Origin of the sequence: Lacticaseibacillus thailandensis DSM 22698 = JCM 13996 (assembly GCF_001312865.1) — a bacterium.
In the GTDB taxonomy this organism is placed as follows: domain Bacteria; phylum Bacillota; class Bacilli; order Lactobacillales; family Lactobacillaceae; genus Lacticaseibacillus; species Lacticaseibacillus thailandensis.
In genome coordinates, this window is the sequence record NZ_BBER01000006.1 from 14,701 (window position 1) to 39,607 (window position 24,907).

17 protein-coding genes and 11 pseudogenes are annotated in these 24,907 nt (G+C 54.6%); 12 read left to right on the plus strand and 16 right to left on the minus strand.

What is annotated here, in order from left to right; genetic code table 11:
• Window positions 1-20: 20 nt before the first annotated feature.
• A pseudogene (gene pth, locus JCM13996_RS08075) lies at window positions 21-576 on the minus strand (aminoacyl-tRNA hydrolase).
• Window positions 577-1,101: 525 nt separating this feature from the next.
• Between pth and JCM13996_RS08080 the strand changes: the two are divergent.
• Window positions 1,102-2,075: pseudogene (locus JCM13996_RS08080) on the plus strand (L-lactate dehydrogenase).
• Window positions 2,076-2,402: 327 nt separating this feature from the next.
• Entirely contained in the window at window positions 2,403-3,782 is a 1,380-nt protein-coding gene (locus tag JCM13996_RS08085) for a L,D-transpeptidase family protein (protein WP_054750747.1), read from the plus strand.
• A 171-nt stretch (window positions 3,783-3,953) separates the two neighbouring features.
• Here JCM13996_RS08085 and cbpA read toward each other — a convergent pair whose 3' ends face one another.
• From cbpA to JCM13996_RS08120, 7 genes and pseudogenes are all read right to left on the minus strand, one after another.
• A complete protein-coding gene (cbpA, locus tag JCM13996_RS08090; RefSeq protein ID WP_054750748.1) occupies window positions 3,954-4,619 on the minus strand; it encodes a cyclic di-AMP binding protein CbpA in 666 nt (221 codons plus the stop codon).
• Between the two features lie 215 nt (window positions 4,620-4,834).
• Window positions 4,835-5,242 carry a type II toxin-antitoxin system PemK/MazF family toxin gene (locus tag JCM13996_RS08095; RefSeq protein ID WP_054750749.1) on the minus strand — a complete coding sequence of 136 codons (408 nt, stop codon included), beginning with the start codon at window positions 5,240-5,242 and terminating at the stop codon, window positions 4,835-4,837.
• Between the two features lie 15 nt (window positions 5,243-5,257).
• Window positions 5,258-5,419 (minus strand): hypothetical protein, encoded by a 162-nt coding sequence (locus tag JCM13996_RS08100; RefSeq protein WP_225353546.1) that lies wholly within the window; start codon window positions 5,417-5,419, stop codon window positions 5,258-5,260.
• A gap of 203 nt (window positions 5,420-5,622) precedes the next feature.
• Window positions 5,623-6,747, minus strand: a pseudogene (alr, locus tag JCM13996_RS08105) (alanine racemase).
• A pseudogene (gene acpS / locus JCM13996_RS08110) lies at window positions 6,747-7,099 on the minus strand (holo-ACP synthase). The pseudogenes alr and acpS overlap by 1 nt, the downstream one beginning before the upstream one ends.
• 156 nt (window positions 7,100-7,255) lie before the next feature.
• Window positions 7,256-8,238, minus strand: a pseudogene (locus JCM13996_RS08115) (AEC family transporter).
• 94 nt (window positions 8,239-8,332) lie between these two features.
• Window positions 8,333-9,975: pseudogene (locus JCM13996_RS08120) on the minus strand (malolactic enzyme).
• Between the two features lie 239 nt (window positions 9,976-10,214).
• On the opposite strand from JCM13996_RS08120, the gene JCM13996_RS12965 reads away from it, so the two are divergent.
• The 5 genes from JCM13996_RS12965 (at window position 10,215) to JCM13996_RS08140 (ending at window position 13,114) form a co-directional block, all read left to right on the plus strand.
• A complete protein-coding gene (locus JCM13996_RS12965) occupies window positions 10,215-10,610 on the plus strand; it encodes a LysR family transcriptional regulator (RefSeq protein WP_082383893.1) in 396 nt (131 codons plus the stop codon).
• Window positions 10,496-11,014: a LysR substrate-binding domain-containing protein gene (locus JCM13996_RS08125; RefSeq protein WP_082383894.1), complete on the plus strand. Its 519-nt coding sequence runs from the start codon at window positions 10,496-10,498 to the stop codon at window positions 11,012-11,014. The genes JCM13996_RS12965 and JCM13996_RS08125 overlap by 115 nt, the downstream gene beginning before the upstream one ends.
• Before the next feature lie 220 nt (window positions 11,015-11,234).
• Window positions 11,235-11,603 (plus strand): DUF488 domain-containing protein, encoded by a 369-nt coding sequence (locus JCM13996_RS08130; RefSeq protein ID WP_054750751.1) that lies wholly within the window; start codon window positions 11,235-11,237, stop codon window positions 11,601-11,603.
• The gene (locus JCM13996_RS08135; RefSeq protein ID WP_082383895.1) at window positions 11,600-12,154 is read left to right on the plus strand and encodes a 5-formyltetrahydrofolate cyclo-ligase; all 555 of its coding nucleotides are present in this window, start codon (window positions 11,600-11,602) and stop codon (window positions 12,152-12,154) included. The genes JCM13996_RS08130 and JCM13996_RS08135 overlap by 4 nt, the downstream gene beginning before the upstream one ends.
• A gap of 18 nt (window positions 12,155-12,172) precedes the next feature.
• Window positions 12,173-13,114: an AEC family transporter gene (locus JCM13996_RS08140; RefSeq protein ID WP_054750752.1), complete on the plus strand. Its 942-nt coding sequence runs from the start codon at window positions 12,173-12,175 to the stop codon at window positions 13,112-13,114.
• A gap of 54 nt (window positions 13,115-13,168) precedes the next feature.
• Here JCM13996_RS08140 and JCM13996_RS08145 read toward each other — a convergent pair whose 3' ends face one another.
• Window positions 13,169-13,639 carry a hypothetical protein gene (locus tag JCM13996_RS08145; RefSeq protein WP_054750753.1) on the minus strand — a complete coding sequence of 157 codons (471 nt, stop codon included), beginning with the start codon at window positions 13,637-13,639 and terminating at the stop codon, window positions 13,169-13,171.
• A gap of 286 nt (window positions 13,640-13,925) precedes the next feature.
• Here JCM13996_RS08145 and lexA point away from each other — a divergent pair, with 286 nt between their 5' ends.
• The 5 genes and pseudogenes from lexA (at window position 13,926) to JCM13996_RS08170 (ending at window position 19,046) form a co-directional block, all read left to right on the plus strand.
• Window positions 13,926-14,552: a transcriptional repressor LexA gene (gene lexA / locus JCM13996_RS08150; RefSeq protein WP_054750754.1), complete on the plus strand. Its 627-nt coding sequence runs from the start codon at window positions 13,926-13,928 to the stop codon at window positions 14,550-14,552.
• Window positions 14,553-14,970: 418 nt separating this feature from the next.
• Window positions 14,971-15,939 carry an ABC transporter substrate-binding protein gene (locus tag JCM13996_RS08155; protein ID WP_054750755.1) on the plus strand — a complete coding sequence of 323 codons (969 nt, stop codon included), beginning with the start codon at window positions 14,971-14,973 and terminating at the stop codon, window positions 15,937-15,939.
• 381 nt (window positions 15,940-16,320) lie between these two features.
• Window positions 16,321-17,284, plus strand: a pseudogene (locus tag JCM13996_RS08160) (ABC transporter substrate binding protein).
• A gap of 46 nt (window positions 17,285-17,330) precedes the next feature.
• A pseudogene (locus JCM13996_RS08165) lies at window positions 17,331-18,235 on the plus strand (ABC transporter permease).
• 1 nt (window position 18,236) lies between these two features.
• Window positions 18,237-19,046, plus strand: coding sequence for an ABC transporter ATP-binding protein (locus tag JCM13996_RS08170; protein ID WP_054750756.1), 810 nt, complete (start codon window positions 18,237-18,239; stop codon window positions 19,044-19,046).
• 126 nt (window positions 19,047-19,172) lie between these two features.
• Here JCM13996_RS08170 and JCM13996_RS08175 read toward each other — a convergent pair whose 3' ends face one another.
• The 7 genes and pseudogenes from JCM13996_RS08175 to JCM13996_RS13220 form a co-directional block, all read right to left on the minus strand.
• Window positions 19,173-20,012: a serine hydrolase domain-containing protein gene (locus JCM13996_RS08175; protein WP_162205201.1), complete on the minus strand. Its 840-nt coding sequence runs from the start codon at window positions 20,010-20,012 to the stop codon at window positions 19,173-19,175.
• The gene (locus JCM13996_RS08180; protein WP_054750758.1) at window positions 19,939-20,337 is read right to left on the minus strand and encodes a hypothetical protein; all 399 of its coding nucleotides are present in this window, start codon (window positions 20,335-20,337) and stop codon (window positions 19,939-19,941) included. The genes JCM13996_RS08175 and JCM13996_RS08180 overlap by 74 nt, the downstream gene beginning before the upstream one ends.
• Window positions 20,324-21,603 (minus strand): annotated as a pseudogene (gene dltD, locus JCM13996_RS13215) (D-alanyl-lipoteichoic acid biosynthesis protein DltD). The gene JCM13996_RS08180 and the pseudogene dltD overlap by 14 nt, the downstream one beginning before the upstream one ends.
• Window positions 21,600-21,836 carry a D-alanine--poly(phosphoribitol) ligase subunit DltC gene (gene dltC, locus JCM13996_RS08190; protein ID WP_054750759.1) on the minus strand — a complete coding sequence of 79 codons (237 nt, stop codon included), beginning with the start codon at window positions 21,834-21,836 and terminating at the stop codon, window positions 21,600-21,602. Before dltC ends, dltD begins: the two are co-directional and overlap by 4 nt.
• A 6-nt stretch (window positions 21,837-21,842) precedes the next feature.
• Window positions 21,843-23,069, minus strand: a pseudogene (dltB, locus tag JCM13996_RS08195) (D-alanyl-lipoteichoic acid biosynthesis protein DltB).
• Window positions 23,066-24,579: pseudogene (gene dltA / locus JCM13996_RS08200) on the minus strand (D-alanine--poly(phosphoribitol) ligase subunit DltA). The pseudogenes dltB and dltA overlap by 4 nt, the downstream one beginning before the upstream one ends.
• Before the next feature lie 49 nt (window positions 24,580-24,628).
• Window positions 24,629-24,700 carry a teichoic acid D-Ala incorporation-associated protein DltX gene (locus tag JCM13996_RS13220; protein WP_082383900.1) on the minus strand — a complete coding sequence of 24 codons (72 nt, stop codon included), beginning with the start codon at window positions 24,698-24,700 and terminating at the stop codon, window positions 24,629-24,631.
• Window positions 24,701-24,907: the final 207 nt, after the last annotated feature.

The following is a 24,907-nucleotide window of genomic DNA, read 5'->3' on the forward strand; positions in this document are numbered from 1 at the left end:
TAACTGTTGTCCGCAGACACTCAGTTATACTTATTCATCAACTCTGGCAGTTCCTCACCCCGCAACCAGTCGTACAGTAAGGACACGGCGAGGTCTTGTGCTTGACCCACTACGGCAGCATTATCACCGGTGAATGGGGTCAATACCCAGTCCACTACCGTTGTCTGGGTCGGGTGGCGATGCCGATCTTGACACGGGCAAAGTCGCTAGTGCCAATGTTGCTGATAATATCCTTAATCCGTTGTGCCCGCCGGCAGAGCCTTTGGCCCGCAGCCGTAACTTGCCGACCGGCATGTCCAGGTCATCCTGCACCACGATAATGTCTTCAGGTACCAACTTGTAGAAGTGCATGAGCTGCTTGACGGCCCGGCCGGACTCGTTCATGAAGGTCTGGGGCTCCGCGAGCAATACGCGCTCACCGCCAATACGGGTACTGGCCGTCACCGCGTCGTGTTCCAACTTATTCAGGTGCAGGTTTAGGTGCCTTGCTAACTCATCGACCACCATGAAACCCACGTTGTGCTTGGTACCCGCATACTTTTTGCCTGGATTGCCCAGGCCAATAACCATCTTCATTTTATCCCCCGCATCAATCGACATTTAGTCATCATCGTGGTGCCAAACCATTTAGCACCACACGCAAAAAAACGGGCAGATAGAGCCTCCCCGTAATCGTACGCCAATTGTACCACATCGGCGGCCACGCTTCATGCGACGACCACACCAGTACTTATCTACAAAGGTGGGTGGTGGATGTCCGCGCTGCGACGGCTTGGTGAACCACGCCACGATGACCGTTGTCGCTGTAACTTAGTACACCCACCGCGTTGTGGCCGTCACCACCGTGAAATAGCCATGCACCATGGCATAGGGTAACGCTCAGTTTCAGCACAGCTTGCTTGTATGACCTGTCTCCGTACCGGCTTGGTGGCAGTAAACCAAATATTAGTCATGCCCCTACACCGTCAATCACACCAATAGTCATGGTATATCTATGCAGAACGCTTACTTCCACAGCGAATCTTTGTGCACGGAGAATACTAGATATGCTATAATCAGTGCTGTATTGTATAAGGTTATTTCAGAAAGGATGATACTACCGTGGCAGAAGCTGCTAAGCACCAGAAGGTTATTCTGATTGGTGACGGGGCCGTTGGTTCCAGTTACGCATTCGCAATGGTCCAGCAGGGCGTTGCACAAGAACTTGGGATTATTGATATTGTGAAGGACAAGACGAAGGGTGACGCAATTGACCTCTCCGACGCCTCCCATACACGGCACCGAAGAAGATTTACTCCGCTGACTACAGCGACTGCAAAGATGCAGACATCGTTGTAATCACTTCCGGTGCCCCTCAGAAGCCAGGCGAGACCCGTCTTGACTTGGTTAACAAGAACCTGGGCATCATCAACGCCGTTGTCGAACCAGTTGTTGAATCTGGTTTCAAGGGTATCTTCGTAGTCGTTGCCAACCCAGTTGACATTTTGACTTACGCTACCTGGAAGATTTCCGGCTTCCCTAAGGAAAAGGTTATCGGTTCCGGTACTTCCTTGGACACTGCTCGTTTCCGTCAGGCTTTGGCTGATGAAGCTAAGGTTGACGCACGCAACGTCCACGGCTTTATCTTGGGTGAACACGGTGACACTGAATTCGCTGCATGGAGCCACACCACTATCGGTGGTCTGACCGTTGCCGAATACACTAAGGCCCACCCAGAATTGACTCAGGACAAGCTGAACAAGCTGTTCGAAAACGTTCGTGATGCTGCTTACACCATCATCAACTTGAAGGGTGCTACGTACTACGGTGTCGGCACTGCCGCAACCCGTATCACGAAGGCTATCTTGAACGACGAGAGTGCTGTACTGCCACTGTCTGTTTACATGGACGGCCAGTACGGTATCAACGATGTCTACATCGGGACGCCAGCCGTTATCGGCCGCAACGGTCTTGAACAGATCATTGAACTCCCACTGTCCGACGATGAAGAAAAGTCCATGAAGGCTTCTTCCGACCAGTTGAAGAAGATCATCGATGGCGCCTTCTCCAAGTCCGACATTAAGTTCCGTCAGTAATTTCATTATTACTAATGGATCAAAGGCCCCGAGCGGATGCTCGGGGCCTTTTTTTTAGAGAGTGGAGCCGCACGGTGAGAAAGCAGGACGAACAGTACGCTGACTGCGCCCCTCGCCGTGCTCCCGTAACCCAGTACTTTCCGCTGCCCAAGTTATTAAAATAGCCCCAACATGTTGAAAAAAACTGTGTAAAACAGTATACTGGGGAATGTAATATTTTTGTAACAATGGATTTAGACGACCGTTTCTGTTATCCTTATCCAATCGTTTCGAGTACACATGCGTGGACCCGCTCGTTGCTAAGCCCACGTGGAAGGAGTTTCACCGGTGAATTCAAAGAAGAAGTTAACCGTTGGTATTGCGGCAGCAGTCGTTATTCTGGCCGGCATTTATGGTGGCGTGGCCGTGCACTATAGTCACCGTTACCTCCCCCATACCAACGTTCTGGGCGTCAAAATCAGCGGACAGACGGAAGCTGAAGCCAACCGTACCTTAACTAAGCGGTTTAGCGCACTGAAATATAAACTAAACGACGGCAAGAAGACCGTTGCTACGGCCAGTGGTACCGACCTCGGCATCCGCCGTTCCTTTACTAAGACGTTATCCTCCCTGGATCAGCAACAGAACCAGTGGGCTTGGTTAGGTCACGCGCTGGGGCTAGGTGGCACCAGTGCCAAAGTCGACCCCGTCATCAACACCAAGCAGCTACACGCCTACACCAAAGCTTTGGCAACCAAAGAGAACGGCCACCGGCGTGCGTCCAAAGACGCCAACATGTCGTTCAACAAGTCGGGCCTGCAGGTCAGCAAGGAAGTTTACGGTAACCAGTTTGACGTGAACAAATTGGACAGCACCATTGTCCGCGCAATTCGCGCTGACAAACAGACGGTGCAACTGAACCAAACCTACATCAAACCAGCCGTGACCACCCGGTCAGCTCAGTTTACCAAGGCGAAGACCCAACTGGCAAAGCTCGCGCAGGAAACTGGGCGGGTCACCGTTGAAAACCACAGTGAGACGATTACCAAAGATGACCTTTACCAGTGGTTAGGTTACAACCACGGTGCAATCACGGTCGACGCGAACGGCGTGAAAAACTTTGTGAAGTCGATGGGTGCTAAGTACGATACGTACGGTAAGGAACGCACCTTTAACTCCACAAAGCGTGGCACGGTCAAGGTTCCCGGGGGGACGTATGGCTGGTCGATTCAGCAAACCCGGACCGCCGACGAAGTCGTTAAGCACATCAAGGCGGGTAAGGACTTCACGGTGAAGGCTATTACCAGCGGTTCTGGCTACCACGCTGACGGCACTGATATTGGCAACACCTACGTCGAAGTCGACCTCCAAAACCAGCACGAGTACTACTACAAGGATGGTAAGCTAGCACTGGATTCCGACATCGTTTCGGGTAAGCCTAGTGCCGGCGACGCGTCACCAGTCGGCGTCGATTTTGTTTGGTCCAAGCAGACTAACGCAACCCTCCGTGGGGTGGGTCAAAGCGGTGAGAACTACGCCACGCCGGTTAAATACTGGATGCCAATTGACTACACTGGGGTCGGCCTACATGACGCCCCGTGGCAGCCGAAGTTCGGTGGGGATTGGTACCTGTCCCACGGTAGCAACGGGTGTATCAATAACCCGCCATCATTCATGCCGAAGCTCTACGCGGCTGTCGCGGTGGGTACTCCGGTCATCGTCTTCTAATCAACTAATAGCAGCACCCAACTCCGTGTCTCCCGACGCGGAGTTTTTGTTTGGTCTGCCAACCTCGGCCCACTAGCATGGATGCCTTCCGCCCCCCGCTGATCACAACAAAAGGCGCCGGCCACCGAAGTGACCAACGCCTGCGTTGTAGCTACACACTATCAATAATGCTTATTCACCTTCGTCGACCCGCATCAACTGGCCGCTCTGGAGGTTGTCGATCTCAACGACCTTAAAGTGCTTCCGCTCGAGCCGCTGCACGATCTCATTGACCGTCGTTTCGTCCGTCCCGGCAGGTAGCGTGAACAGCGTCCGCCGCACGTACTCACCGCGCTTAGCGTCCAGGGTCAAGCACCCAGCAATAGACACGTACTTCGAGATGATCTTGCTCATCACGGCCAGGTCGCCCCGCTCGTCGGAACTAGCCACCGTCAGTACGTATGAACCCACGCTAATGTTCCAAGCGTCGGACAGCATGTTCAGTAAAGCCGTGTGGGTCAGAATACCGTAAAAGTTAGCCGATTCGTCAAGGACGGCAATGTACGGCAAGTCCTTGATGTTAAAGAAGACCTTGAAAAACGGCGCGTTGACTGGAATGGTCTTGGTCGCGTTCTTGAGCAGGTGCGTGACTGGTAACGACATGTCACCCCCCTGACTCTTGTGGCGGTAAATGTGCATTTTGTAAATGTTACCGCGGAAAATGGTCCCCGTTTCATCGAGAATCGGCACACACCGAAAACCGGAGTCTTCCAGGACCTTCAGGGCCTCCTCCAGGGTGACGGTTTCCTTAACGGTCGTCAAAAATTCCTTTTTCTTCACCAATGACTTAATGAGCATAACGAACCTCCCGGGATCACTTGCGGCCCCTTTTTTTCTAAGCGAAATCTAATCGGTTTCTATCATACCATACATACACAATCGCGGGCACTACCTACCATGAGCAATTTCGGCCAAAGTTATCAGCACACCACGCTGACGGGTAACAAATAGCCGGCGACCATTGTCACCGGCCTTTGTGGCCTGAGCCTTATGTAATATGTAAAACCACACTCTTAATGGCGCTGGACCTTAACGCTATGATTATTACGCCGCTTGCCGGCGGGGTGCATCGGTCTTAACGCGACCGATACGCCCAGCGCTTCGTCCACCTGCTTCATCTTGTCGTCTGGTAACGTGGCGATCCGGTCCCGCAACCGCTGCTTATCGATTGTCCGAATTTGCTCTAGCAACACTACGGAATCACGCTCAATGCCGTCCTTACCACCAACCAAACCCACGTGGGTCGGCATCTTGGGCTTCGAGATGCGGCTCGTGATCGCCGCCACAATTACCGTCGGGCTATAGTGGTTCCCCACATTATTCTGAATCACTAATACTGGCCGCATTCCACCCTGTTCTGACCCCACAACGGGTGACAGATCAGCGAAGAACACATCGCCGCGCTTTACTTTTTCTGCCATACCTCACCCCAACATTTAACAGAAGTGTGAATAGGCCTCCGCTTCACAAGCGGTAAACTCGTCACAAATCTCCTCGTTCAAGTTACCCATTGCCCGGTAGCCCGCAATTAGTTGCGCAATTTCTTCACCGTGCATGTTGATGAATTCATTCAAAGCTTCATGAACTGCCGTTTGCATATCAACGTCATTAAGCTCGCAGTAAGACTCGATTTTTTTCTTCCATCGCGGCATCCATGCTAACAGAAAGCTGATCCTGATAATCACTCATGGTGTAACTCCCCCAGTCGCATTTTCCTCGTACCCATAACGGTAGCACATTTTACAAAAAAAATGCAGTAATGCACCGTTAAAAATAGTGTGTCCGGCAAGTACAAAATTTTCTAATTGACCGCGTTGACCGTGATTCGGGGCACGCGGGCACCAATACCACACGCAATCTCGTAATGAATCGTGCCGGCATAATCCGCCACGTCCTGTAACGTAATGACGGCTTCCCCGTCCCGCCCGACCAGCGTGACTTTGGTACCCGCGGCATAGGCACGCGGCAAGCGGACCATGAACTGGTCCATGCAGACCCGTCCGACGATAGGACATTCCTGCCCATCGACCAGTACGTGGAAGCCCTGCATCCGCCGCGGCCACCCGTCGGCATAACCCATTGGTACCGTACCGATCCACTCGTCGCCCGCGGCCCGGTAGGTGGCACCGTAGGAAATAGCGTCACCCGCATGAATTTGCTTGCACTGGACCAGTGCAGACACCACGCTCATTGCTGGTTGTAATGGGTACGGCGTGGTGTCAATTGCCCGTCCTGAAGGTTCAGGCCGTAGATACCCACGCCAAAGCGGACCATGTTGCCGTTGCAGGCGCGTGCCACAGGCTCGTCGCGGTGTTAGACACATGGACGTAGCGTGGCCGCACGCGAAAGGCCTGCATGAGCTCTTGGAAGCGAACAACCTGCTGCTGGAAGTAGCTGGTATCCGGGTCATCAGCTGTAGCAAAGTGGGTAAACACCCCATTCACCTGAATGCCGGCGGTCTGCTCAACGGTGGCCAGTACCCGTTGTAGAGTGGTGACCTCACGAAAACCAATACGCCCCATCCCCGTATCCAGCGCGACGTGGACCGCCAAGGGGTGCTGTGCGTCCAGGTAGGGTTGGGCTGCCGTCAACCAGTCCGCATCCACGAGTGGAACCGCGACGTGGTTGGTGGCCGCCAGTGCGGCATACTCCGGTGATACGACGCCCAGTACCAAAATGGGCTGGGTAAAGCCCGCCGCGCGCAGGGCTAGCGCTTCGTCGAGAATGGCTACACAAAAACCCCGGGCACCAGCTGCAGCCGCCACACGCGCCACGCGCAAGAGTCCGTGACCATACGCATCCGCTTTGATGACCGCAAACAACTCGGTGTGGTCGTCCAAACGTTGGACCTCCCCACGGACGTTGTGGGCGATAGCCCCTTCATCGATCAAGCCTTGGTGGGCCGATGCGTTCCAATCACTGCCATTACTTGTCTTCCTCCAAAATCACTTCAGTCATCACCAAATCGTGCGTGTGACTGATCGATACGTGTGCACGCCCCGGGAAGGGCCCCGTCACGCGGGGCCGCCCGTGGTCGTTATCAATAATCTCAATATCCTGCCAGCCACGGTACCGATGCCAGTCCCGTACGCCTTACTGTACGCCTCTTTGGCCGAAAACCGGCCCGCCAGGTACTCCCAGGCGCGTTGACCGGCATACGCCTGGAACTGCGCCAGTTCAGCAGGTGTTAGCACCTTGACCGCAAAGTGGTCGTTACGCGTCTGTGCTTGCACGACGCGCGCGATATCCGTGATGTCCACACCTAATCCGTGAATCATGCCGGTCCCTCCGTTGACGTTATTGCAACAACTTTACGTCCCATTTTACCAGTTTTTACCGCCCACCAGCGTGAAAACAATTCAATGTAGCGTGTGCAAACCAAAAATCCCACCCGTGCGTGGCGGGTGGGATCAATAATTATATTTAACTGTTCTCTAGATACCCTGAATGAGAACCATCAGGATAGGAATGACAATGACAAACAGAACGGTCGAGGTCGTAACCACGTTTGTGGCGTACTTAACGTCACCGTGGGCCTGCTCAGCTAAAATTGGGAGTACGGCCAGACCAGGTGCAGCAGCCTGTACGATCAAAGTCTGTGCTCCATGCTTGGCATGCCGCCAACCATGCCGCCACCAATCATGATGATGGCAAACATCACGGCTGGGGCCAAGATAAAGCGACCAAGCAAGGCAAAAATGCTGTCACGGTCAAAGTGAATGCTACCCAAACCGGCTTTGGCCAACACGATCCCAATGTAAATCAGGGACAGTGGCGTGACCAAGTTACCAACGTAGTCCAACGTGTTGGTTGCAAAGCTCAACCAGCCGATGTTCGGCACGTCGATCCGCAACAACAAGAAGACGAGGGCAACCAGGAAACCGACTAACGGTGCTGGCAGCAATTTCTTCCAGTTGAAGTTACCCTTTTCGGCACTCCCCTTGACGCGAGTTGGGTCGTCCTGAGCCATCAGGAAGGCACCCAGCGTCCACGTGGACACGGTGTTGACCACGTAGTAAATCAGGAAGTAAGCCATGGACTTGTTCCCGAAGAGGGCCAAGTTCAGGGGCAAACCGATAAAGATCGTGTTGGCGTTGACGAACATGTTAATGAACATCCCCCGCCGACCCGCACGCACGTGCAGAATCTTCACCAGGGCAAACGCAATCAAGTAACCAATAGCCACGGCGATAAAGCCGTAAACCAGGCCACTAGCCAAACTAATTAGTTTGTCGAGCGTCAGTCGTTCCAAAACGGAAATGAAGATTGAGGCGGGCAGTGCCACCTTCATCAGTAAGTTTGATACGGTACCACCAAATGAATCCGGGAACCACCCCTTGCGCTGGAGCATGTAGCCCAGGGCAATAATCAACAGGATGGTGAGGACGCTTTGGATTGATGTTGCTAATGCAGTCATGTAATCCTCCCTCAATCACGGCGCGTGGCCGTGACTTATTAACGATAATGTAACCCTACTGCGGCCTCCGGCAAAGCGGGGGCCTGAACGGTAGTTAGATGTTCAGTTCCTTGTATTCAGGTTCCCACTTGGCATCCGCAACGGCTTGCTTAGCATCCGTAATTGGGTCCTCGTTGAGGCCTTCATCCAGGGCTTCCTGGGCAACGGCGTTAGCCACCGTCTGGCTAAACTTAGCTAGCTGCTTAACTGGTGGCAATACAGCGGCACCGGCCTGATCTGGGTCGACAATGCCACCCAGACTGTGCGCGGCGGCCGAGATCATACCGTCAGTCAGCAGCTTGCTGGTCGCAGCAATGGTGCCCAAACCCAAACCTGGGTAAACCAACGCGTTGTTGGCCTGGCCAATAGCGTAAGTGACACCCTTGTACTCAACGTCAGCCGCCGGAATCCCGGTGGCAACTAGGGCACGGCCATCAGTCCACTTGATCAAGTCTTCCGCCTTGGCTTCCGCAACTTAGTCGGGTTGCTCAACGGGAAGATGATTGGGCGGTCAGTGTGTGCGGCCATTTCCGTCACCACTTCTTCAGTAAACGTACCCGGAACGGTACTCGTACCAACCAGAATCGTCGGGTGCACGGCCTTGACGGCGGCGGCCAGACTAGTCAGCTCATCGGCATTAGCAAATTCGCTGCGGCTACGTGCAAATGGCCGCTGCTGTGGCGTCAGGTCAGCCATGTCGTCAAAAAGCAACCCCTGCTTGTCGACCAGGTAGAAGTGCTTGCGGGCTTCGTCCTCAGACATTCCCTGCTGGAGGAATTCTTCGTAGATTCGCTGCGTAATACCCGCACCGGCCGTCCCAGCACCAAAGCTCATGTAGACCTGGTCGGTCATCTTTTGCTTTGAGATGTTGAGGGCGCCGAGAATACCAGCCAGCACGATGATGCCAGTACCCTGGATATCATCGTTAAACGTCGTTAACTGGTCCTTGTACTGGTCCAGAATGTCAGCGGCGTTGCTCCGGCCAAAGTCTTCAAAGTGCAGGTACAACTTGGGGAAAAGCGTCCGGGCCGTGTCCACGAACTTGTCAACGAAGGCGTGGTACTCATCGCCGTACACCCGCTGCTTCCGCAGACCCAGGTAGAGGTCATCGTTCAGCAACGATTCGTTGTTCGTACCAGCGTCAAGAACAACTGGCAGTACTTGGCTTGGGTCAATCCCAGCCGCGGCGGTGTACACCATCAACTTACCAACGGCGATGTCGACACCCTGCGTACCCCAGTCACCAATACCCAGAATTCCTTCAGCGTCGGTTACCACGATCAGGCGAATGTCGCGGCCGTCTGCACTGGCCTTCAATGCGTCCTCAATGTGGTCCTGGTCCTCAATGGACAAGTACGTGGCGTTCTGAGGGTCAATGAACAGGGCGCTATAGTTTTCAATCGTATCCGCAATCGTTGGGTCGTAGACGATTGGCATGAATTCGGCCACGTGCTGACCAAACAACGCGTAGAACAATACGTGGTTGTGGTTGAAGATATCCATCAGGAAGATCCGCTTTTCAAGTGCGGAAGGCTTCTGTGAATACTGGGCGTATGCCTGCGCTACCTGCTGGTCCAACGTCTGAACGGCTGGTGGTAACACCCCGTTCAAACCGTAACGATCACGTTCTGCCTTAGTAAAGGCCGTACCCTTGTTCAGGAAGGGGTTGTTGATAATTTGCTGTGCAGTGAGTGTCATAAATGGTTCCTCCTCGTTTAGTTGGTTAATGGAACGCTTGTTGTCATTTGTTAACGAGGAACAGCATACGGCACGCAAAAAAAATTATAGTCAAACCATCCAGCCGTGATAAAATGTTTTTATATGAGCGGCGATAACCCCTGAAAGGACGGCCTTTTGAATGAACACACGCGACTTCGAATATTTTGTACAACTAGTGAAATTAAAAAATTTTTCCGCAGTGGCCAAATTTTTTTCATGTGAGCCAACCGACCGTTTCCCTCTCATTAAAACGCCTCGAGGAGGAGTACGGGGTCGAGCTGATCCACCGTGATCGTAGTCACAACACGCTGTCCGTGACCAAAGCCGGGGCGCAACTAGCCACACACGCGCTTAGCATTTTAAGCGAGCTGACCCAAACCCAAAAGGATCTCGAGGCCCTCCAAGAGACCACCGTCCGTTTGGGGTTACCACCCATCATTGGTAATTATTACTTTCCGCAGTTCATTCCCACGCTGGTCCAAACGGGCACCATGGACACTTGCGCACCGTTGAGGGGGGATCGGGCAACCTGCTCAAGCGTCTGCGCGAGGGTGAGCTGGACATGGCCCTACTCGGCAGCGTCGGCCCCCTGGCAGCCAAAGACCTGCAGGTAGAGCAGCTCTTTGCCCGCCCGTTTACCATTATTGCCGCGCCCCAACGCCACATTGGCCGCGATGGGCGTACCACTTTTGCCAACCTGGTCGGGGAACCGTTCGTCGCACTCGGCGAACAGTACGTACACGCACAAGCCTTCCGCGTGCTCAACCACAGCGCTGGCGTACGGCAACGAATCGTATTTCGGAGCGACGACGTGAACCTAATCAAAAACATGGTCCGCCAGGATGTGGGTATCGCCCTCCTGACCGATCTCGCAATCACCCCGGAAGACAACCTCCAGCTGATCCACCTCACCGATGTCGACCAACCACTGTTCACCGTGTCGTTGGTCCGCCGGCAAAACCAACTGACCACCCCGGTGCAACGCCAGGTGATCAGCACCCTGATTCAGCAACAATAACCGGTGTGGGCGCGTGATGGTGGCCTTGACGACAGCTCCTGCCTCAACAACACCGGCAAGCCGCCTCTCCGACTCGCACATACCGCCGACTGGTGATGGCTTGCGGCCACCGTTAGCGCGTGCACTAACAATATTATTATGGTATTCTAATGCCAATGCCATCAGGGGCTTGCTTTACTTCTACCACACCGGGCGGTAGGGTAATTAACGGGTGATTAAAATGACAATTAAACTGGAACGTATTTATACACGACCGGGCACACCGGGCTTCCGCATCCTCACTGACCGTCTGTGGCCGCGGGGCATCAAAAAAGTGGACGCCCACCTCGACCTCTGGGCCAAGGACATCGCGCCCACCAACGACTTGCGTAAGTGGTTCAACCACGAACCGGCCAAGTTTGCCGAATTCACAACCCGTTACATGGCCGAATTGGACACCAATCCAGCCACAGACGGGTTCATTAATACTCTTAATGAGCAACTTGCTACTGGCACACCCGTGATTCTCCTGTTTGGGGCCAAGGATACGGCCAATAACCAGGCCGTGGTGCTCAACGAGTGGCTTGTGGCACACGGGGTACACGCATGACTTACACCAAACGCGACGCCCGCCAGCGACAAATCGCGACGCTGCGAGTCATGCCCCTTGCGCAACGGATAGCTGAAACCAAGACATTATGGCAGCAACTCACCACGCTACCAGTGTGGCGTAGTGCGCGCACCATCGCGACTACCATTAGTGGGGACTTTGAAGTTGACACTAGCGGTGTTATTGCCGCAGCGCAGCAGGCCGGTAAATCCGTCTTGGTACCCAGGACGTTGCCGCACCGCCAGTTAGCCTTCCTCCCGTTCACCACGATGAACGCGCTGGTCCGCAGCAAATTTGGCATCCTCGAGCCCCCCTACGACCCGGCACTGGTGAACAACCAGCCCGACCTGATGATTGTTCCGGGATTGGCCTATACCCAGCAGTCACGGTCCCGCCTGGGGTTTGGCGGTGGCTATTATGACCGCTTCCTGACCCACTTTGTGGGAACCACGGTGGCGCTGGCGCTGTCCGTACAGATACGACCAGAAGACGACTGGCCACGCGACACCTTCGACGTGCCATTGCAACACATTATCACCACAAAACATTAACCGAAGGGGTCTAGATTATTGCAAGCATTTCTCTCAAGCGTTTTTGGCGTTGCTGAAATTATTATTTTAATCGCGGTTGGCTACTGGCTGTCCGCCCGCCACTGGCTGAGTGCGCAAAGTGGCAAAATTATTGCCAAAATCATTACGCAAGTCGCCCTGCCCGCGTACATGGTGGTCACCGTGAGCGAAAAATTCACCGCCAGCGAACTGATCCGGTTACTCCCGGACCTGCGCTACCCGCTAATTTCCATGGCAATTCTGGGTGTACTGTCCGCAATAGTGGCTTTGTTCCTGCGGGTCGACCGTAGCCGCATCGGGCTGTTTTGTTCAATGTTCCTGAACTCCAACACGGTCTTTATCGGCTTACCGTTAAACATGGCGCTATTTGGTGCCCGGAGTGTGCCGTACGTCCTGGTTTACTACATGGCTAACACCACCGTGTTCTGGACAGTGGGCGTCTACTTGATCCAGCGCGACGGACCCGGCGACGCGGAGTTTGACTTCAAACGGGCGTTGGGTAAAATTTTCTCACCACCATTGCTGGGCTTTATCGTCGGAATCATCATCGTGATGCTCCACATCCAGCTACCCAACTTTCTGTCCGCCGACTTGGAGTACGTTGGGGACCTGACCGTCCCGGGATCAATGTTCTTCATCGGGATCACCATCCAGCAGTCTGGTATTCGTAACGCGCTGCGCCTCGACAAAGACTTTCTGGGCGTGCTGCTGGGACGCTTCATCTTTGCGCCCCTGATTATGTCGATTCTGCTGGCGGGGGCGGACATGCCGGCGTTAATGAAGACCGTCTTCATCATCCAGTCATGCATGCCCGTCATGACCAATGCGCCCGTGGTGGCACGGCTCTATGACGCGGACAGCGAGTTTGCGGCGGTGGGCGTAGCTGGTTCCACGGTGCTGGCGATGGTGGCTATTCCCATCGTCATGACCCTCATTCACTAACCAGACAAAAATGGCGTTCACCCTCCACGGATGAACGCCATTATTAGTTAACCGTTACTGAACTTGTTGAATTTCGACGGGCACGTTATCGGGGACCATCTGCCGGATCTTCACGGTGAGGGCTTCGAGCGGCTGCCGGAAGGTCATCCGTACGTAACGACGCGGATTGAAGGCAAAGACCACAATCACAAGTTGACGACCACGCACCGTTTGCACGGGCAAAATGGTCACACCGGCTAATGTGGAAAGCCGCAGCACACGTTGGAACATACCGTAACCCACAACGCGGTCGCTGGCGATACCGCCGTATCCCGCAGAGACGTTCAAGAGGACGAACAGAGCAAGGAACACGACGTATGCCCAGCTGGCGGTGTACGTAGAAGCAATCAGCAGGGCGAACACTACGCCCCAGAACATCTGCATGTAAGCGTAGTTAGCGTGCACCTCGATCTGTGATTGCCAGTAAACGTTGTAACCCACGCAGGCGAGGAGCACCACGTCCAAAACTGTTAATAATATTTCCATACTTCGACACCACCTTTACTAATACCTGTTACTACCTACCACTATGATAACAGATTCGACGACCCAGGGCGAAACTTCCCCCTGCACGTCACTGCGTTGCTTGTAGATGCGGTTTCCTTGGGAATTGCACGTCCACCAGCTGCGGATTTGAACCACCAACCAATGGTTTACTGAGTCGCCTAGGAAATAAAACCCGGAATTGGGCGAAAATGTTGATATACCGCTTGCAAACACGTGTTCGTCATGCTATCTTGGAGACAAGAAACATACAGGGGGAAACATCATCATGGCTGAGCAGACCAAGAAGCGGTGGGTACAGATACTCACTAGTATTAACGACTCGATTACAAACCGTGGCTATCCGCCGACCGTCCGCGAAATTGGTGAGGCTGTTGGACTCAGTTCTTCGTCCACCGTGGCCGCCTACTTGCAAAAGTTACTGGTAGCGCAGTTAATTGCCAAGGACCCCTCGAAACCCCGTACCCTCGAATTGACCCCCGCGGGGTACGAGTATATTGGCGTAGCTCCGGAAAAAGGCATTCCCCTTGTCGGGACAGTTGCCGCTGGGGTTCCCATCACGGCTACCCAGAACATTGAAGAATACTTCCCCGTTCCTACCGGACTCAGCTATGACGAGGACGAACTCTTCATGTTGCGGGTGCAAGGTGAATCAATGATCAAAATGGGCATCTTGAACGGTGATAAACTGATCGTCCGCAAGCAAAGTGAAGCCGAAAACGGTCAGGTCGTCGTAGCGATGACTGAAGACGACGAAGCTACCGTCAAGCGCTTCTACCGCGAAGATGGGCGGATTCGTTTGCACCCCGAAAACGACACCATGAGTGACATGTATTTTGACACGATCACCATTTTGGGCCTGGTCGTGGGACTTTATCGTGACGAATTTGAATAAGGATTACGCGCGGGCGGACTGACAGGTCCGCTTTTTTTTGTGAGCAAATATCCAGGTGAATATTAAAAAAAAGATGTTGACACGCTGTGTAGAACGTTATATTCTATGAGCAACAAATTTTTTTCCCGCTACCCATTCAGGAGGTCATCTTATGCAACACTGCGCGCAGACACAACTGAATAACTTTTTCTTCGGCTTTTTCGGATAGCGGTTCACACGTTGGATGTGAACCGCGCCTGGTTCACATCCATGAGGCCGAAGTTCTTAAGCACGTCATTGACTCGCCACATGGATTATCTTTCATCCATGTGGCGATTTTGTTTTCCGGAAAACTAATGGCCAGCCACACGGATAGAGTTCATCCTGTGGCTGGCTTTTTTTGACACCTATCACTACACAATTTCTGGAGGAATGAACAATGAAGAAGTTAGCTAAAATTATGACCACCACCGTCGCTGTCGCAGCCATCACCCTACTGGCCGCGTGCGGTAAAAAGACCGCGCAGGCCGACACCACCACTAAAACCGTGAAGATCGGCATCTTGCAACAGATCAACCAAACCGCCCTCGACGACGCCCGTAAAGGCTTTATCGCCGAGTTGGCGAAACACGGGTACAAGCAAGGTAAAAACCTGAAGCTGGATTACCTCAACGCTCAAGGTGACCAAAGCAACCTGAAAACCATGTCTCAGCGACTAGCTAAAGACGATAATACGTTGAACCTGGCCATTGCGACCTCGGCCGCACAATCATTACAACAGGCCGACACCAAGACACCCTTACTGTTCACCGCCATTACCGATCCTAAGTCGGCCGGTTTAACCACTAATCTCAAGCAGCCGGACAAAAACGCAACCGGCGTCACCGACATGGTGAACGTGGCCGGCCAGATCAAGTTGTTACGGCGGTTAGTACCCAAAGCCAAAACGGTGGGGCTACTGTATAACGCTGCAGAGGCCAACTCAGTCATGCAGATTAAGCTGGCCCGGGCCGCACTGAAGGCCCAGGGCATGCACGTAGTCACCAAGACCGTCGCTTCCACCAACGACGTCGCCCAAACGACCCAGGTACTCGCAAAGCACGTCGACGCTATCTACGTACCCGCCGACAACACGGTCGCCGCGGCCATGGCCACCGTGGGTAAGGTCTCTGCCGCCACGAAGACGCCCGTCGTTCCCGCCGCTAGCACCATGGTCCAGGCGGGCGGTACTGCCACCAACGGAATCAGCTACAAGGAGCTGGGTCGGCAAACAGCCCGGATGGCCCTCAAGACCATCAAGGGCCAGCAGCCAAAGCAACTGGCAGTTGAAGCTCCCGCTAAGGTGAGCGTGGTCGTTAACCGCAACATGATGAAAAAGTTGAATATTCCTGTCAGCCGTATCAAATAAGGGCTGACGTTCCCCCGGGATGGCCGGTACCCACAAAAATTTATCCAAACCGGTTGACTTTAAAATACAATGAGGATATTCTTAGCCCTGTAATAAAAACTGCTATCAAGGAGTGTCGCTTATGTCTAACATTCGACGTAACAACTTGAACAACGCGTATTACTACGGCTATTACAGATAGCGGTTTGCATCATGGATGCAAACCAGCTGGTTTGTATCCATGATGGCCGTAGCAATTAATAATGCCTACAACCGCAACATGGATCGAAGCAATTCGAACACGTGGCGTTTTTCTATCTTCCGGAAGAGATAACAGGCCGGCCACGTGGACGTATTGCCCCCACGTGACCGGTCATTTTATTTTCCCGGGAGGAAATCAACATGAAGAAGTTTAAACAGATTATCGCCATCGCCGCCACTTTAACCGCCGTCACCTTACTAGCCGCCTGCGGCAAGAGTAGTAGCAGCACCAGTAGTAGTAAGACCGTCAAAATTGGGGTCCTGCAATTAGTCAGCCAAAGCGCCCTCGATGACGCCCGCAAAGGTTTTGAACAGGAGCTCGCCAAAGAAGGCTACAAGAGTGGTAAGAACCTGAAACTCGACTACGTGAACGCGCAGGGCGACCAAAGTAACTTAAAGACCATGAGTCAGCAACTGCAAAAAGACAAAAATGATTTGAATCTGGCCATTGCCACCCCCGCCGCACAGGCTTTACAAAAGCAGGACAATAAGACGCCCATGCTCTTCACGGCCGTGACCGACCCTAAGTCCGCGGGCTTGGTCACCAACCTCAAGCATCCCGACACCAACGCTACTGGGGTCACCGACAAGGTCAACACCAAAGCTCAAATTGAGCTACTCCACAAGATGTTCCCCAAGGCCAAGAAAATCGGCTTGCTCTACAACGCGGCCGAGGAAAACTCAGTCGTCCAAATCAAGACGGCTAAGCGGGTCATCAAGTCACTGGGTCTGACCCCGGTTGAAAAGACCGTTGCCACCACCAACGACGTGCAGCAAACTGCCGGCGCGTTGGCCAAGCAGCTGACGCCATCTACATTCCGACGGACAACGTCTGTGCTGCGGCCATGACCACGATTGGCAAGGTCACGGAGGCCGCTAAGGTGCCCGTGGTTACCGCCGACGCACGATGATCAAGAAGGCCGGTGTGGCGACCCGCGGGATCAGCTACAAACAGCTCGGACGCCAAACCGCTAAGATGGCCATCAAGATCATCAAGGGCAAGTCGGTCAAGCAACTCGCCGTGGAGAACCCAGCGCACACCCAACTCGTCACCGACGCCAAGCGTATGCGTCTATTCAAAGTCAAAGCATCAACGTTGAAGTAAACCATTCCTACCACGCGCACCACTAGAGAGGTTAACAATTATGGACATCGATATTCTGACATCAAGTGTGGCCCAAGGGTTCCTGTGGGCTATCATGGCAATTGGGGTCTACCTCACCTTCCGCATCCTCGACATCGCCGACATGACGGCCGAAGGTAGCTTCCCGTTAGGCGCTGCCATCACCGCCCACGCCATCACTCAGGCACTGGCCCCATCGCGGCCACGTTGATGGGCGCAGCTGGCGGCGCACTCGCCGGCTGGGTTTCGGGTATCATGACCACCAAGTTACACATCCCCGACCTACTATCTGGGATCCTGACCATGACCGGTTTGTACTCTGTGAACCTGTTCGTTATGGGCATGGCGAACGTACCGCTGACCGGGACCATGAAGACCGTCTTTAATATAATCAGCATTGGTGACAGCACCACCACCACCATCGTGGTGGGTGGCGTCATCATCGCCATCGTCATCATCGTCCTGGTGGCATTCTTTAACACCGAAATGGGCTTAGCGGCCCGCGCCGTTGGGAACAACGAGGACATGTCCGCCGCTAACGGAATCAACGCCGATGCGATGAAGATCATCGTCTACATGATCAGCAACGGCCTCATCGCCCTATCCGGGTCACTGATGGCGCAGACCAACGGGTACGCCGACGTCTCCATGGGGATTGGGACCATCGTCATCGCGTTGGCTGGGATCATCATCGCGGAGATCCTGCTGCACAACATCAGCTTTGGCCAACGCCTGCTCACCATCATCGTGGGAGCCATTATCTACCGGCTCATCATTGCCATCGTGCTGGAACTTGGGGTGGATGCCAACGCTCTGCGCTTATTCTACGCGCTGATGTTAACGTTGTTCCTGTCCCTGCCACTGATTCAGAAGAAAGTCGGCCAGGTGCAGCAGCGCCGGAAGAATACCAAGTCCATGAAGGAGGATGACTAACATGAGCAAACCAGTGTTAGAGGTCAAGCACCTACACCAGTACTTTGAGAAGGGCACGCCCAACGAAAACCACGCACTCAAGGACATCAACCTTACGCTCAACCAGGGCGACTTTGTGGCCATCATCGGGGGCAACGGGGCGGGTAAGTCCACGCTCCTCAACAGCGTGGCTGGCTCCCTACCCGTGAACCACGGGCAGGTGAAGATCGACGGCCAGGACGTCACCTACCAGAGCGTCAACAAGCGCGCCAAACTGATCAGCCGGGTGTTCCAGGATCCTAAACAGGGTACCGCTACCCTCCTGACGGTCGAGGAAAACCTCTCCCTCGCCCTGAAGCGCGGTAGCTGGCGCAACTTTTGGAGCCGCGGCGTAAAGCACAACGAGCGCCAAATGTTCCGCGACAAGCTTGCTAGCCTCGGCCTGGGATTGGAAGACCGCCTCAGCGCCGAGATTGGGTTGCTGTCTGGCGGGCAACGCCAAGCGGTGACCCTCCTGATGGCCACCATCCTGCAGCCATCACTCCTGTTGCTGGACGAACATACCGCCGCGCTGGACCCCCAGACGAGCGCAACCGTCATGGAACTGACCGATAAAATTGTGCAGGAACAGCACCTCACCACCCTGATGATCACCCACAACATGGCCGACGCCCTTAAGTACGGCAACCGGTTAGTCATGTTGGACCACGGACGGATCGTGGTGGACATTCAGGGCGACGAAAAGGCCGGGCTCACCGTGCCCGACCTGCTCGAACTGTTCAAACAGCAAAGTGGTACCGAACTCACGGATGACGCCGTGCTGTTGAGCTAGTTACCAACACTATACCAACATCAACGGGCGTGCCCCCAATCACCGTCAATGTACGGGTGATTGGAGCACGCCCGTTTTGCATATCCGTAACGCGTATACACAAAGATAGTGCACCGGCGTCAACGGTTAGCGAATCGTATCCAAATCGTGGTGCTGGACTAGCCACCACTGCACCACCCCGTCAATAGCCCCCTTAAGGCGGTTATATGGAACCAGGGTGTTGCTCATCACGATGACCGCGTTCTTGCCGTCTGGCGTGATACGGACAAAAGTTTCGTAGCCGTAACCCCAGCCGTTTGCATACAGCAAATCCATCCCCGCGTGGTAATAGCCACCACTATACTGCACGGTGTCCCGCGGCCCGTACAGGGCGTTCGCCTCAGCGGCATTGAGCAACCGTCCATCCAACAAGCTACTTTCCACACGGTACAAGTCACCCGGGGTCATAAATACCTGGCCGGTACCGAGCTCGTTGTGGGCCGCCGCGGCGGACACCACAAACGGGTGCTGGTAACGTTCAGGCGTACTGGCCACGTAGCCCTGGGCACTCTTTTGCCCGGTGGCGGTCGCGTAAGCCATGTGGGTCCCATGCAGTCGTAACGGCCGGGCCAGCGTTTGGAGCAGGACGTTCGCGTAACTTTGGTGCATGACCCGAGCCACGATACCTGCTAGTAACGTGAAGTTCACTTGCTGATACGACCACCGACCGTGTTGCGCGGGCTTAAACTGGATGGATTGAATCGCGCGCTGGATTACGGCGGCGTCACTCAACGGTTTGGCCGTCGCGGCGGGCATGGCGGGACCAACCAGGCCGGACGTCATGTCCATCATTTCGCGAATGGTCACCTGTTGGCTTCCCGGCACCTGGGGATAAAAGTCGCTCAGGTGGCTGTTAAAACTCAGCCGCCCTGTCTGGATGGCGCGCATGACCAGCGCTGCGGTGAGGCTTTTTTTGCACCGAATCAATTTCGTAACTCACGTTGGGGCTATTCTTCAACCCGTGGGCTGCGTCGGCCATCCCGTGACTGTACTGTCCCACCACGTGGTGATCTTGCACCACGATGGCCGTGCCCGAAAACGGCACCGGCGCCAATTTGGCGGCCAGGAGGCGGTTGACCGCCGCCGATTGCTCCTCATCGTAAAGGTGATCAGTACCCGTTGCTGAGGTCCGCGTCACGCGCGTTGCCGGCGTGTGGTGCAGTTGTGGCCGCAACAGTAACGTGCCGTCTACCAGTAGTAGCACCACAATGACGCCCCACGGCACCACAAACCACCGTTTATCGTTGCCCATGTTTACCTGCCTCCATTGGGTGAAGCGTCTGCTGCCAGGTCCGCGTGTAGAAGCGGTTATCCAAGTGGTACTGGTCTGGTGCCTGATGTTTCGTCAGAAATGGTTTCACCGCCCCATCGACCCGGAGCCAACCCCGCCACCCCAAGTGGATTGTGTCCTGCATAAAGTAGCGCTGGTGGCCATCCCGACTAAGATCGAGGATGTGCGTGAACCCCTGGGTCCCCAGCTGGTACTTGATCTTGCCGACCGTCTGTTGCATCATCGCCGCCGATAACCCGGTGTACTGTGCCCAACGGCCGTTGACTGGCGGAATAATGAAGAGAACCTGCGTGTGGTGCTGCGCAAATTGTTGCAGGACGAGCTGGAGGTCACTGTATTCGGGTGATTGCCGGTAATCAAAGTCGCGCTGACTACCACGCAACTTGGCTAACTCGCCGTGACCAAGCCGTTGCCGGAAGAAATGCTGGTCGATGCCCAACGCGTTGCCCCGGGTACCTTTGCGCCCAAGGGCATCCGCCCGCCGCGCCAACACAGTCGCTTGGTCACGCGCCGGTAACTGGCGGGCCGCCCGCGTAATGCGCGGCAGGTTGTCCCGCAATTGGAAACGGGAAAAAAAGGGCATCCTCGTTCGTCAGAATCGCACGCCGCAGAGCTAATAGTCGTCGTTGCTTAGTCGTCAATTTTTGACCGGTCGCGATGTGTAGCAACGCCCCCGTAACCACCCCACCGCTACGACCGGACGGCATACTCAGTAGCCGACGCGCCGCATACCGGTTAGCCACCGTGTTGTGGGCATGCTGTAACCACACAATGGTGTCCAACGGTGAATAATAGAAATCAAAGGCGGCCGCCGTTTGCCCCTTAGGCGTAAACCACTGGGGGGAGATGATGAAGACCACTTTGCGTGGGGCGCGGCTGCTTAACAGCGTCTGGCTACTCAAAAATTGTGTTAGTGACTGCGTCCCCGGGGCGCCCATCAACAGCGGGCGGTAGGAACGGTGGTACTTTGTCGCCAGTACGGATGGATGTAATGGATCCATCCGCGATAACTCCGAGGAACCCATAAAGGCACGTACCCACTGCGGACCGCCTGCTGCTTGATCCGTGCGCCCAGGAACACATCGGGCGACATGGACACGGCCGCGCGGTCGACCGTGCTGTCACTGAGACGGCATAATGCCACGGCACCATTAACCCACCGGCGAGGAGAATCCCGGCAATCAGGACCGGGCCGAGTATTTGCCACAAGCGTCGCCGGGTACTCATTGTAACTTGGCCTCGACCTGGTCAACAATTTTCTGGGGCGTGTCCCACTGCGACCGGTCAAACTCCGACACGGGGATGTTGACCCCCAACTGGTTGGTCAGTTCCAGCACCAACTGCACCGTATCCATTGAATCCATCAACGCGGTCGCGAATAAATTGACGTTCATGTCCCCGCTCACGTCTTCACCCGTTAAATCTTGTAATATTGCCAAAACCGTTGCTTTTACATCCATCAATCATTACCTCATTTCGTGTGTAAACCACAATGTATTTAGAAATCCCGAAAAAAATTAAAAAGCTTAAACAAACGACGTGGAACATCACCACCACGGCCAGCGCGCGCGTCCACCGATTATGCGGCACCTGCTGCCGGTGCCGTTTCTTAAATCGCAACCAGATATCGTTGATGATAATGGCGCCGGCGTGGAAGAGCCCGTACACAATGTAGTACCAGGTCACGCCGTGCCAGAACCCCATGATCAAGAAGTTGACCAAGTAGGCCACCTGCGAGACGTGGACCCGTTGCCGGACCAACTTGTGCTTCATGATGAAAAACGTCGTGCGCATAAAAATAAAGTCGCGGAACCAAAAGGACAGCGTCATGTGCCAGCGATTCCAGAAGTCCTTAATGTTGAGCGCCCGGAACGGCTGGTTGAAGTTCATGGGGGTGTTGATCCCCATCAAGTTGCTGACCCCCACCGCAAACAAACTGTAGCCGGCAAAGTCAAAGAATAAGTACATGCTGTACACGTACATATACCCCACTAGGGGCCAGGACAGGCCGAGGCCCCAGACCATCCCCCGGTGTAATAACGCGGCATGGGCGACGATGGGCAGCAGCACCGTGCCACACAGGTAGCCCAACACAAACTTGTATAACAACCCTAGGAACAGTCGGTGAACACCCTGGCCCACCAGCGTCAGGTAATCATCCGACTAGGGGCTTGCGTGTAATCGTGTTGAAACCGGCGAAACCGGTCAATCGGTCCCGACGACACCGTCGGAAAGAACAGCAGAAACCGTACAAAATCCCAGGTGGGCATCACCTTGATGGTGCCATCCCGTAATTCCATGATCACCTGCACGGCTTTGAACGACAGGTAACTGACCCCTAAGAACCCCCACCAGGAGTTATGGCCACCGCTAATGGCCGGCGTGAGTTTGACCAGCACCAACGGGATGATGCTGAGCAGTACGGTCCCGACAAACACCCAGGTGGCATTGTTGCGCTGCCGGTAGGCCCCATACACGCGCACCAGTAGCACTTGCCAGAGCAGGTAGACCACCAACGCCACGCCTTGATGCCACTTACTGCCACCAAAGACCAGTACCAACACCGCCGCGCTCATGATAGCTTCGTAAATTTGCAGGCGTCGTCCGTAGTACAAGCCCACCATTAGTGGTAATAGGGCCACGACCAGCCACACAAAGTACATCGGGTTAGCGTAGGGTTGGATGTTGATCATGAGGCGTTCGCCTCGCTAATCAGTTGTTTGATGGCCACCTTCCCGTTGGTGGTCATGGGCAACGCATCCCGGTAAACGAACCGCTGCGGCAACATATAGCTCATCATGCGAGCTCCCAAGTATTCCTTGCTGGCCTTAGTGGCGCTAATATGGCTATCAAATTGCTGGTCGTTCACCACAACGTAGGCCAGCAACTGGCGCACTTTGTGGTTCCGGTCGTACTGCGGCACCGCCACTCCGTGTTCAATCCATGGCACCTGGTTGAGGTAGTGGTTCACTTCTTCCAATTCGATGCGGTAGCCGTTCAGCTTGATCTGGAAGTCGGTGCGGCCCCGGTAGAAGACTAAACCGTCCGCATCGATTGAACCAAGGTCCCCCGTCCGGTACGACTGCTGGCCGTGATGTGGAGCAAAGACGGCCGCGGTTTTATCCGGCCGATTAATGTACCCTCGGGCCACACTGGGGCCGGTAATCAGTAGTTCGCCTTCAGTTTCACCGTTTACTTCGTGTTCCGTGCCTGGTACCAAGCTGATCTCGGTGTCGGCCTTGGCGTAACCAATGGGCAGTCGCTCGTACCGTGCCAGGACCGCCGGCGTAATCTCGATGGCTGACACCGCCACCGTAGCCTCCGTCGGGCCGTAGGTGTTAAAGAGGTGCACGTCCGGAAAGCGGTCCAACAGTTTGGCCGCCGTTTGGTGGGTCAACTCCTCACCGCAGAAGAACACGTGGGTGAGGTCCGGGTAATGTGCCGCGTCAAAGCTAGGTCCATCAGGCAAATTTCCATGAAGGACGGTGTGGAGACCCAGACGTTGACGGGCACCTGCGGCAGTGCCGTGAACAAATCCTTGAGGTTTTCTGTTGTTTCCCGTGGTAACACCCGCACGGTACCTCCAGCCAGCAAGGTCGGGTACAGGTCCATCACGGATAGGTCGAACGAATATGGAGCCTGCGCCAAGCTGATGGGCGTGTCCGGCAGACCAAAACCGGCCATCCAGTCGGTAAAACTACGTAGGTTGTCGTGGCTAATCTGCACCCCTTTGGGCTGACCGGTCGTACCCGACGTAAAGATGATGTAGAAAGTGTCATCCCCCGTCACGTACTGGGGCGTAATCGACGCTGCCCGCGTGTTCAGAATTAGTTTGAGGGCCACCGCACTCACGGTCGGCGTCGGCAGGGTGATGGGGAGGTCCGCGACCGCTAGCACCAATGCGGGCTGTGCAATCGTGTTGATCATGGTTAACCGGTCGTTAGGCGAATGGGTGTCCACGGGGATGTAGGCGTGCCCCGCTTTAACACACCCCAGGAAGGTCGCGATGCTGAGAAAACTCTGGTCGCAATACACCATAATCGGTGCGTGAGCCGGCAACTGGCGGGCCATGATGTAGTCCGCCAGGGCGTCGCTATATTGTTTCAATTCGCCGTAGGTATTAATTTGGCCCAGATTGTCATAGGCAATCCGGTGTGGGTACTGCGTGGCCACTTGGTCGATAGTTGCAACAATGTTAGTCATAAAAAGCTCCTTTGCATTCTCCTCCTGACGCTGCATCCCCGTCAGCAGGCTAAAACTCGTTATAAATGAAGTGGCTATTGTTCACCCCGCGGTAGCTGTACAAGTACACTAGCAACAGCATGATGATAAAGTACAGCACCGTGCGGGCAATGAAGCCACGGTTGGTCGGGCCAACCACTGCCGAATACGTTGCGTTGTCGTCACCCTCCTTTTGGTGCCTGCCATGTGCGTTCTACAAGCAAGCAGGCACCCAACTTAGCTCCCAGTGTAGGGTGAAGCGGAATGCCTGCTATCAACAAACCCTGAAATTAAGCTGAGAAATTCTCAG